This is a genomic window from Microbacterium sp. KRD172 (assembly GCF_017168295.1).
Lineage (GTDB): Bacteria > Actinomycetota > Actinomycetes > Actinomycetales > Microbacteriaceae > Microbacterium > Microbacterium profundi.
This window is the reverse complement of record NZ_JABFAS010000005.1, coordinates 1-9,200: the sequence shown is the minus strand read 5'-3', so window position 1 is coordinate 9,200 and position 9,200 is coordinate 1. Positions and strand designations below refer to the sequence as shown.

Here is a 9,200-nt window from a genome sequence, read left to right as displayed (position 1 = left end):
GACGACGCGCACCCGTTCTGATCATGCCCACGCCACAGATTCCAGCCGCGCTCACACGGCCGGAAACCATGCACACGTGGCCGGAAAATCCGCGCTCAAACGGCCGACTTCCACTTGACAAAACACAAGCGTCATCGCGGCACGCGAATCGACGGTGTATGCCGTGTCAAAGCTGGGCGCTGGCGAATCTGTTGTCAGCGCAATCTCCGCACAGCGAGGACTTGCCTGGTCCGTCCCCTTCACAGGAGAGGCGGTGCTCGCCTCCGCCGGCGACGGGATGGTGTACCTCCGTCACAACGGCGAAGGCACTGCCCTGAACGCCCTCGACGGATCGATCGCCATGCGCGGCGCATTCGCCGTCCCCGTGGCAGTTCTCCCCGACGGGACGGCGCTGATCCCGACCGGAGAGCCGTACGAGTACGCTCTCGCGTCCCCGCAAACCCAGTAGGGGCAACCGCAGCCCGATCAACCGCACCACCGCACCCTGACGAAAGGCAACGATGAACTCTCGAATAACAACACTGAGCAGCAATCTTCGCGGATGGCCGGGGCGACGGTGGGTGGTGGCGGCAGGTACCGCCGTGGCCACCTACTTGATTGTCGCCATACCGACCGATCTCATCGACACACCCGTGTTCTCGCGCGAGGTTCCCCCCACCTGGTGGGCGCAGCCTGTGCTCATCATTACCGCCGTACTCGCCGGACTGCTCACCGCCACCTACGTGTCGCGACCCGACGGCCCGAACCGACAGAACACCGTACGGTTGGGAGGCGCAGGGGCGATCGTGTCGTTCTTCGCCGTCGGCTGCCCCGTATGCAACAAACTCGTGCTCATCGCCTTGGGCACCAGCGGCGCAATGCAGTTCTTCGAACCCATCCAGCCGTATCTTGCCGCTGCCTCCATCGGGCTCCTGGTCTGGGCGCTCACCCGACGGCTGACCAGCGAAGAGGCGTGCCCCGTGACCCGCGCCCGCCCCGCCGACACCGTTCTAGTACAGGCCGGTGAAGTGCATGACTGAACTGGCGCTCTCATCCAGATGGGGAGTACGCACGGGCGGCTTGTAGCACCACCTAGCGTCAGAGCGGTGGCACAGGTCGACTCGAGCAGTATTCGATGCCTTGCACCTATACCCCCGGGGGTATAAACTAGGCCCATGGCAATCATCGATCTGACAGAGCGAACCTTCGCCGAAATCCTTTCTTCCCACGCGATCGTTCTCGTGGACTTCTGGGCCGGTTGGTGCGGTCCGTGCCGAATGTTCGCGCCCACCTATGCTGCAGCTGCCGAGAAGCACCCCGACATCGCTTTCGGGAAGGTGGACACGGAGGTGGAGCAGCAGCTGTCCGCCGCGGCAGAGATCTCATCTATTCCGACGCTGATGGCGTTCCGCGACGGCATCCTCGTTTTCTCTCAGCCGGGGGCTTTGCCCGCGGCCGCGTTGGAAGAGGTCATCACGACGGTCCGGGCCCTCGATATGGACGATGTTCGCGCACGTCTCGCCGAGCAGGAAGAAAAGATTTTCCGTTGATCCGGTAACGGCGGAGTCAGCCGGCCATCGGCCCACAGCATCGACTAACACGTTACTTGAAAGGACGATCATGCAGGTTTCCGTCATCGAGACCCCGCAGCTCGGGGATCGCAGCTACCTCATCCACGACGGCAGTGTCGCGCTCGTCATTGACCCACAGCGCGACACCGACCGTGTTGTGAAAGCCGCCACCGATGCTGCCGTCAGGATCACGCACGTCGCTGAAACGCACGTGCACAATGACTACGTCACCGGTGGCCTCGGGCTGGCCGCCGAGACCGGCGCGGTGTATCTCGTGAACGGGGCGGACAATGTGCAGTTCGATCGCCAGCCGATCACCGACGGAGATGTGATCACGGTCGGTGCATTAAGTGTGAAGGCGGTAGCGACCCCGGGGCACACCCATACGCACCTGTCCTACATCGTCACCCACGACGAGGAGCAGGCTGTGTTCTCGGGGGGAAGCCTGCTCTATGGGTCGGTGGGACGTACGGACCTTGTCCATGCCGACGACACCGTAAAGCTGACCCGTGACCAGTACGCCTCCGTACGCCGTCTGGTCAGCGAATCCGCAAGCGCGGCCTCGCTCTACCCGACCCACGGCTTCGGGTCGTTCTGTTCCTCCGGGCCGGCCAGCGGCGCGAGTGCCTCCACGATCGGCGAGCAACTCGACTCCAATCACGCCCTCACCGACCCGGATGAGGAGCACTTCGTGCGGGAATTGATCGCCAACCTCACCGCCTACCCGTCGTACTACGCACACATGTCCCCCGCGAACACCGCTGGACCACGGCCGGCTGACCTGAAGGTGCCGGAGTCTCTCAACGCGGAAGAGCTCGGCCGACGACTCGCTGGAGGCGAATGGGTGGTCGACCTGCGTAACCGGGTTGCGTTCGCCAGCAATCACCTGCAGGGAACGGTGAGTTTCGAATACGGTGACGGCTCATCATTCACCACCTTCCTCGGCTGGGTGCTGCCCTGGAAGGAACAACTGACCCTGGTCGGCTCCCACCAGGACGTCGAGAACGCCATCCGGGATCTTTCCCGCATCGGCATCGATTCCCCCGACGCCGCCCTCGGCACCGACCCCGCACAGTTGGCTTCCAACGTCCCCGTCACGTCGTATCCGCAGATGGGCTGGGAAGAGATGCTCGAGATTCGACCTGAGGATGAGAACGTGCTCGACGTTCGCCGGGTCGACGAGTACCGCGCGTCGCATCTGCCGGGTGCGGTCAACATTCCGCTCCACGAACTCCTCGGACGCCTCGGCGAGGTCCCCGCCGGTCGGCTCTGGGTCCACTGCGGGTCCGGATACCGCGCCGGCGTCGCTGCCAGCCTCCTCGAACGCGCCGGTCACAATGTCGTCCACCTCAACGCGATGTTCGCTGACGCCGAAGCTTCCGGCGTCTCACTCGTCCACGGCTGAGGCGTTGCCCCTACCTGTGGCTGACGCACAGACCAGCGCGCCGCGCGCGGCTCCGCGCGGCGGGCTCTGGGTCCCCTCGGCCATCGCCGTTTTGCACGTGCTGGGCTGGGGCCTTCTGCTCGGCGCCGTCCTGCCCGCGCAACTGGCGGCGGGAGGCAACCCCGGCCCCCTATTGGTGCTGTCGTTCAGCGCGTACGCGCTCGGAATCCGCCACGCCTTCGACGCCGACCATGTCGCCGCCATCGACAACGCCACCAGGCAGCTTGTCGCCCGGGGCCGCCACGCCTCGACGGCCGGTTTCTGGTTCGCGCTCGGCCACTCCACCGTCGTCCTCCTCGCTGTTCTGTTCATCGCGGGCGGAGCCAGCACCCTCAGCAGTGCGCTGACCGACGAAGGCTCTGCCCTGCGTCATAGTGCGGCACTCTGGGGAGGAAGCGTCTCCGGCGTGTTCCTGCTGGCCACCGGCATCCTGAACCTGCCCGCCCTCGTATCCCTGACCGCAACCCGCCGTCGGCTGCGCTCCGGACGGTCCGTCCCGCGGCCCGAGGACATCCAGACAGTTCTGGACCGCCGGGGCGTGTTCTTTCGCCTTCTGCGGCCGATGACGAAGCTCGTCGACCGGCCCTCGCGAATGTATCCGGTAGGATTCCTGTTCGGACTCGGCCTCGACACGGCAGCATCGATCAGCCTGTTCGCCCTCGCCGGCACGTTCAGCGCAGCGCTGCCCTGGTACTCCGTTTTGGTGCTTCCCGCCCTGTTCACCGCCGGGATGACCCTGTTCGACACCCTCGACGGGGTTCTGGTGACCCGCGTGTACCGGTGGGCATCCTCAGACCCGACGCGAACCCTCAACCACAACATCGCGATGACCGGGGTGTCGGTCGCCCTCGCATTCGTGGTCGGAATAACCGGACTGGTTTCCGTCCTGGCTCAGCTTCTCGGTCCCGGATTCGCACTCACCCGAACGCTCGAGTCGCTCGATCTGAACATCCTCGGGATCGGCGCCGTTGTCTTCTTCGCTCTCGTCTGGGCAACGACAACAATCCTGCGAAAAAAGTCCGGCCCCTTCGAGGCTGCCCGCACTCTCCTTTAACGCCCCTGCCCCTCCGGCGTTTCTGCCTTCCCTACGAAAGAAGCTCATGTCGGCACTGATCGCCATTCCGCTCGGGCTCCTCATCGGCGTCATCCTGGGCCTGGTCGGCGCGGGCGGCTCCATCATCGCCGTCCCGGCACTGGTTTACGGCGTGGGACTCAGCCTAAAAGACGCCATCCCCGCGTCACTCATCATCGTCGGGCTAGCGGCCCTGTCGGCCGTGATCCCCCGCATTCGTCGAAGCATCGCCTGGACAACCGCCGCCATTGTCGGCGCCGCCGGGATCCCGGCCGCGTGGGCTGGCGCCGCCGTGAATCGCCTGTTGGATGCGAACGTGCTCCTGCTGGCCTTCGCCGGGCTGATGATCGTCTCCGCGCTTCGCATGCTCACCAGCCCCGCGCAGGGCACGACGGCCGAACGGAATGCGCGGAACATGCGCACTTACCTGCCCAAAGCGCTCCTGGTCGGGCTGGTCGTCGGGTTCTTGACGGGACTGTTCGGAATCGGCGGCGGATTCATCATCACCCCAGCCCTCGCCCTGCTGCTAGGGCTGAAAATGAGTATCGCAGTCGGCACATCGCTGGTGATCATTGTGATCAACTCCGCCGCCGGGTTCACCGCCCACCTCCACAACAGCGCGCTCGATTGGCCGCTCGTGCTGCTCTTCTCCGCGGCCGCGATCATCGGATCCCTGATCGCCGCCCGCTTCGCCACGCGGCTTCCCGACCAGACGGTCAAGATCACCTTCGCCGTCCTGATCCTTCTCGTCGCCGCCTTCGTGCTGATCAGAAGCATCACAGACCTCGCCACGGCGGGCATCTGACCATTACCTGAAAATCAATGGCCTGCACCGTCGTCCTCTCAGCGGTCCCACTTCGAGGAACTATCACATGCGCGGCAGAAGCGCGCCCACGTTCGGACCCGCCGCCAACGCATGCTCCGCCAGCCGCGGATTGCAAGCACCGAGGATGACGTAGTCGCCGACAGCGGGCCAGCTCGAAAGGCCTGTGACGTGGGGTAGGGAGAGTTCACGATCGAGCCAGAAGGCTGCCTCGTTGAGCGCGCCAGGGCTCGCTGGACCGACCCGGCCTCCAAACGCCGGGTGATCCGCACCGAAATCGTCACAGACGTCGACGGCAGACACGTATTCCTTCGGTCTGAAGCTCCGCGTACTGCCCGCACTCGGGCATCTGCCCGTTCCGCAAATCACGGCAGACATGATCGACCGCACCATCGACGAATGGGAGACGAGATACGGGCGTCAACGATCAAGAACACGATCGCACCGATGGTAAGAGTTCTCGACGAGGCGGTGCGCGACGGGCTCCTGACAATGAATCCCGCCAAGAACCGGGCCAAGCGGAGCCTCAATCGCAATGCCTTCCGCGAGCAACCTGCTGAGGGCGCATCGCCCAGGGCGCACGCGATCCCAGACTTGGCGACGCTGAACATGGTCGCCGCTGCGTGCGCCCACTTGCATCAGTCATATTCCGACTTCGTGATGCTCGCCGCTCTGCTGGCAGCACGTTCTTCAGAAGTCTCCGGGCTTCAAGTCGGAGACGTGGACTTCACAAAGAACCTCGTCATCATCAGACGACAAGTCTTCCCCGGCAGGGGCGGCCTGATCACCAAGCCAACCAAGAGCCGCAAAGAGCGTCGCGTGCCGATTCTCGACCCGCTCCGGCCGGTCCTGAAGCGACTTTGCGCGTTCAAGCAATCGGACGCACCTCTCCTCGTTGGTCCACGTGGCGGTTTCCTCACGACGGCCACCGTTCGCGATGCGACCAGCTGGGACCAGGTTGTTGCTGACCTGGGCCTGCCGAATCTCACCCGACACGGTCTCCGACACACCGGCGCCACCTGGCTCGCCGACGCCGGAGTCCCCCTCCATGTCCTCCAAGAGATCCTCGGACACGCCTCAATCGAAACAACACGCGGCTATCTCCACCCCGATGACCGCCACCTCGCCTCCGCCGCGGAACAGGCCAACGCCTTCCTCAGCAGAGACACTCCTCGGAACCCATCGGGACGACCGCGGCAAGGCACCGGACGCGGACCCCTACGTGTCAGGGTTGAGTGAGTCCACCGGTTTATAGCAAGTCCGCCTCGTGGGGCGAGTTGAAGGATCACCAATCTGATGAGTTTGAGTTCCCCGGTCGCGGTCGTCGCGGCCGATGATGGAGTACGACGCGACAGACGCGACCGAAGATCCTCGACCGAGACCCGGCCGCGTGGATCAACCAGCCACCAACCGACGAGATCCAACTCGCCGCCTAACACCCACCGGCCTCACTCGCCTTGACAAATTCCGGACTGTGAGCGGCTCAGTCGCCGGTATTCAACCGTTCTGGTCCCCTTTTGGTCCCCTTATCCACAGACAGGGCATCGCGACGGATTCTGCCATCCACAGGTCGACCACGCCTACCTGCCCAGGGGGACCAGAGGGGGACCAGAGAAAACGACGTCCAGAAACAACAAATCCCTGATGAAAATTGCTTCTCATCAGGGATTTTCTGTCGGGCTGACAGGATTTGAACCTGCGACCCCCTGACCCCCAGTCAGGTGCGCTACCAAGCTGCGCTACAGCCCGCGACATTGTTTTTCAGTTGTTTGAGCCGACCGAAGAGTGGTAAACCACTTAACCCCCAGTCAAGTGCGCTACCAAGCTGCGCCACAGCCCGTTGTTCTTCGCTTACGCGAAGGCAACTCCACTATCTTAGCCGCACCCAGACGCCATCGCGAACCGCCACTCTTGCCCGTGTCGGTGACGCGGCGTAGCCTGCCCGACATGTCAAAGATCACCACGACGCTCGCGAGCCCTGATGTATGGGACGACATCCAGCACGCTCTCAGTGGCGGCGGCGATGGCCGCAGCTGCCAGTGCGTGTGGCCGATCCTGACGAACAAGGAATGGGAAGCGACTGATCTCGACGAGCGCACAGCACTGTTCCAGCGCGAGATCGCATCAGGCCCGCCGCCCGGACTCGTCGCCTACATCGACGGAGAACCCGCCGGATGGATGCGGATCGGTCCGCGTCCCGCCCAGCACCGCCTCGCCCGCACGCGCAACATCGTCACCACCACGCGGGAGCCTGTCGATGACGACGATGTCTGGGCAGTCACCTGTTTCGTCGTGCGCAAGGAGGATCGCGGCCAGGGGTTGAACGCAGCACTCCTCAAGGCGGGCATCGAGTTCGCCCGAGCATCCGGAGCGCGCGTGATCGAGGGGTATCCGATCGACACCTCCGTCACGGATCCTCGCGTCAACGACCTGTTCCACGGTGCTCTCTCGACGTTCCTCAACGCCGGCTTCGCCGAAGTCGCCGGCGCCAAGCCCGGTCGGCCGGTGGTGAGCTTGAAGCTCGCGGCCTGACCGCTGTCACGGCGTCGAGTGCCGGCGAACCTACGATGGAGGAATGCAACGCGGCACCCCCGGTCGAACCCTCATAGCGTGGGCATTCGTTCCGTACGTCGTGATCTCGATCGTGCACGTCATCGCCCTCGCCGTGCAGAGCGACATCGCCTCCCACACCAAGCTGTGGCTCATGCCCCTGCTCGCCGTGCCGGTGCTGCTGTCGCTCCGCTTGCATCCTGTGATCGCGATCGTGCTTCTGCTCGCCGCCATCATCATGTCCTGGGTCGGCGACGGAGTCGGCGCGTTCTTCCCCGATGGTCCGGAACTTCCGCTGATGCTGATGTTCTTCGCCCTCGCGCACATCGCGTACATCGTGCTCTTCGCCCGCGTGCTCGCCGTACGCCGGATGCCGTGGTGGTCACTCGTGTACGCCGCTTGGTGGCTGGTCATGATCATCACGCTGGGCCCGCACACCGGTGCGCTCCTCCCGGCCGTCGCCGGCTACGGTCTCGTCCTCGGCGGCACCGCAGCCTTCGCGGCACGCTGCCATCCGCTCATCGCCATCGGCGGTGTGTTCTTTCTGCTCAGCGACACCGTGCTCGCGTTCCGCCTCTTCCTCGCCGACGCCATGCCGCACTGGACCAGCCCGCTCGTCATGCTCACCTACACGCTCGGGCAGGGTCTCATCGTGGCCGGCGCGATCGTGGCACTCCGAAAGCGCGGCGCCCGATGAATGCGCAGAATCCGATGATGAGCAAGCCGGTACGAGTCGACAGCTGGCTCTGGGCGATCCGCGTCTACAAGACCCGCTCCGCCGCCACGACCGCATGCCGTGCGGGGCATGTACGAGTCAACGGCGAGAAGGCGAAGGCCGCGCAGACGGTGAAGCCGGGCGATGAGCTGCGCGTGCGCATCAGCGGCTTCGACCGCATCCTCATCGTGCGGCAGACGCTCGTGAAACGCGTCGGAGCACCGGTCGCCGCTCTCGCCTATGAAGATCGCACCCCACCCCGTGAGCCGCAGGCGGTCATGGGCATGCGGGATCGCGGCGCAGGCCGGCCGACGAAGCGCGAGCGGCGTGACATCGACAAGCTGCGCGGACGCGATGACCAATGACCTACGAGTAGGGCGGCTCAGTCGAGTTCCGCCCGCAGGCGCGGCCACGCGTCGGCGAAACCGGGATGCAGCGGTCGGTCGGCCACGTCGTCGAACGGCACCCACTCCAGCGCGACGCTCTCCGGGTCGCTGATCACGGGCTCGAACGGGACGACGACATCAGCCACGACCGTCGTGTACGACCAGATCTTGAGATCCAGCACGCTCGTGAAGCGCACTTCTACGGCGCCGGCGGGAATGCCGGCCTCCTCGGTCGCCTCACGGATCGCACCCTCGATCGCGGACTCGCCCTCATGCAGCGCTCCGCCGGGCAGCCCCCAGGTTCCGCCGAAGTGACTCCAGCTCACCCGGTGCTGCAGCAGGATGCCGCGCTCGGCATCCACTGCCAGTAAACCGGCGGCACCGAACCGGCCCCAGTACCGCTCACCCGTCTCGGCGACGACCCACGCGTCTCCCGGATCGCGCGGCCCGTCGGGGCGTCGCGGTTCACCGGGTACGGGAGGAATGATCGTCACCCCTCCAGCTTTTCACAGCATCCGGGTTCGTGCGCCGCCCCCGGGTTCTAGTTCGAGGTGCAACGTGGTGTGGCTTGGCTTGAGCATAGTTCGTTGAAGATCTCGGCGGGGGTTGCCCAGCCGAGGACTCGGCGGGGTCGGTTGTTGATCTCGGTGACGATCTCGT

12 protein-coding genes and 1 tRNA gene are annotated in these 9,200 nt (G+C 64.9%); 10 read left to right on the top strand and 3 right to left on the bottom strand.

What is annotated here, in order from left to right:
* Nucleotides 1–253 precede the first annotated feature (253 nt).
* From J1M43_RS15960 to J1M43_RS15935, 6 genes are all read left to right on the top strand, one after another.
* Nucleotides 254–448 (top strand): hypothetical protein, encoded by a 195-nt coding sequence (locus J1M43_RS15960; RefSeq protein WP_206477446.1) that lies wholly within the window; start codon nucleotides 254–256, stop codon nucleotides 446–448.
* Between the two features lie 133 nt (nucleotides 449–581).
* Nucleotides 582–1,019, top strand: coding sequence for a hypothetical protein (locus tag J1M43_RS15955; RefSeq protein ID WP_307823554.1), 438 nt, complete (start codon nucleotides 582–584; stop codon nucleotides 1,017–1,019).
* A gap of 135 nt (nucleotides 1,020–1,154) precedes the next feature.
* Nucleotides 1,155–1,529 carry a thioredoxin gene (gene trxA, locus J1M43_RS15950; protein ID WP_206477444.1) on the top strand — a complete coding sequence of 125 codons (375 nt, stop codon included), beginning with the start codon at nucleotides 1,155–1,157 and terminating at the stop codon, nucleotides 1,527–1,529.
* A 70-nt stretch (nucleotides 1,530–1,599) separates the two neighbouring features.
* Nucleotides 1,600–2,955: a rhodanese-like domain-containing protein gene (locus J1M43_RS15945; RefSeq protein ID WP_206477447.1), complete on the top strand. Its 1,356-nt coding sequence runs from the start codon at nucleotides 1,600–1,602 to the stop codon at nucleotides 2,953–2,955.
* A 16-nt stretch (nucleotides 2,956–2,971) separates the two neighbouring features.
* Complete coding sequence (locus tag J1M43_RS15940) at nucleotides 2,972–4,048, top strand: HoxN/HupN/NixA family nickel/cobalt transporter (RefSeq protein WP_206477443.1); 1,077 nt, start codon at nucleotides 2,972–2,974, stop codon at nucleotides 4,046–4,048.
* Nucleotides 4,049–4,094: 46 nt separating this feature from the next.
* Nucleotides 4,095–4,871 carry a sulfite exporter TauE/SafE family protein gene (locus J1M43_RS15935; RefSeq protein WP_206477442.1) on the top strand — a complete coding sequence of 259 codons (777 nt, stop codon included), beginning with the start codon at nucleotides 4,095–4,097 and terminating at the stop codon, nucleotides 4,869–4,871.
* Between the two features lie 63 nt (nucleotides 4,872–4,934).
* Here the strand turns inward: J1M43_RS15935 and J1M43_RS17130 are convergent, their stop codons facing one another.
* Nucleotides 4,935–5,267: a DUF302 domain-containing protein gene (locus tag J1M43_RS17130; RefSeq protein ID WP_307823555.1), complete on the bottom strand. Its 333-nt coding sequence runs from the start codon at nucleotides 5,265–5,267 to the stop codon at nucleotides 4,935–4,937.
* A 21-nt stretch (nucleotides 5,268–5,288) separates the two neighbouring features.
* Between J1M43_RS17130 and J1M43_RS15925 the strand changes: the two genes are divergently transcribed.
* Nucleotides 5,289–6,128, top strand: a complete 840-nt coding sequence (locus J1M43_RS15925) for a site-specific integrase (RefSeq protein ID WP_241245538.1) — start codon at nucleotides 5,289–5,291, stop codon at nucleotides 6,126–6,128.
* Nucleotides 6,129–6,564: 436 nt separating this feature from the next.
* Here J1M43_RS15925 and J1M43_RS15920 read toward each other — a convergent pair.
* Nucleotides 6,565–6,638: transfer RNA gene (locus J1M43_RS15920), tRNA-Pro, on the bottom strand.
* Between the two features lie 198 nt (nucleotides 6,639–6,836).
* Here J1M43_RS15920 and J1M43_RS15915 point away from each other — a divergent pair.
* Genes J1M43_RS15915 through J1M43_RS15905 form a run of 3 tightly spaced genes read left to right on the top strand, consistent with a single transcriptional unit; the run spans nucleotide 6,837 to nucleotide 8,519 of the window.
* Nucleotides 6,837–7,421 carry a GNAT family N-acetyltransferase gene (locus J1M43_RS15915; protein WP_206477441.1) on the top strand — a complete coding sequence of 195 codons (585 nt, stop codon included), beginning with the start codon at nucleotides 6,837–6,839 and terminating at the stop codon, nucleotides 7,419–7,421.
* Between the two features lie 43 nt (nucleotides 7,422–7,464).
* Complete coding sequence (locus J1M43_RS15910; RefSeq protein WP_206477440.1) at nucleotides 7,465–8,136, top strand: lysoplasmalogenase family protein; 672 nt, start codon at nucleotides 7,465–7,467, stop codon at nucleotides 8,134–8,136.
* Between the two features lie 17 nt (nucleotides 8,137–8,153).
* Entirely contained in the window at nucleotides 8,154–8,519 is a 366-nt protein-coding gene (locus tag J1M43_RS15905; RefSeq protein ID WP_206477439.1) for an RNA-binding S4 domain-containing protein, read from the top strand.
* 17 nt (nucleotides 8,520–8,536) lie between these two features.
* Here the strand turns inward: J1M43_RS15905 and J1M43_RS15900 are convergent, their stop codons facing one another.
* A complete protein-coding gene (locus tag J1M43_RS15900) occupies nucleotides 8,537–9,034 on the bottom strand; it encodes an NUDIX domain-containing protein (RefSeq protein WP_206477438.1) in 498 nt (165 codons plus the stop codon).
* Nucleotides 9,035–9,200: the final 166 nt, after the last annotated feature.

Excerpts from the sequence above, each read along its gene's own strand:
- trxA (WP_206477444.1), top strand. The coding sequence starts at position 1,155 with ATGGCAATCATCGATCTGACAGAGCGAACCTTCGCCGAAATCCTTTCT.
- J1M43_RS15945 (WP_206477447.1), top strand. The coding sequence starts at position 1,600 with ATGCAGGTTTCCGTCATCGAGACCCCGCAGCTCGGGGATCGCAGCTAC.
- J1M43_RS15935 (WP_206477442.1), top strand. The coding sequence starts at position 4,095 with ATGTCGGCACTGATCGCCATTCCGCTCGGGCTCCTCATCGGCGTCATC.
- J1M43_RS17130 (WP_307823555.1), bottom strand. The coding sequence starts at position 5,267 with ATGTCTGCCGTGATTTGCGGAACGGGCAGATGCCCGAGTGCGGGCAGT.
- J1M43_RS15925 (WP_241245538.1), top strand. The coding sequence starts at position 5,289 with ATGGGAGACGAGATACGGGCGTCAACGATCAAGAACACGATCGCACCG.
- J1M43_RS15915 (WP_206477441.1), top strand. The coding sequence starts at position 6,837 with ATGTCAAAGATCACCACGACGCTCGCGAGCCCTGATGTATGGGACGAC.
- J1M43_RS15910 (WP_206477440.1), top strand. The coding sequence starts at position 7,465 with ATGCAACGCGGCACCCCCGGTCGAACCCTCATAGCGTGGGCATTCGTT.
- J1M43_RS15905 (WP_206477439.1), top strand. The coding sequence starts at position 8,154 with ATGAGCAAGCCGGTACGAGTCGACAGCTGGCTCTGGGCGATCCGCGTC.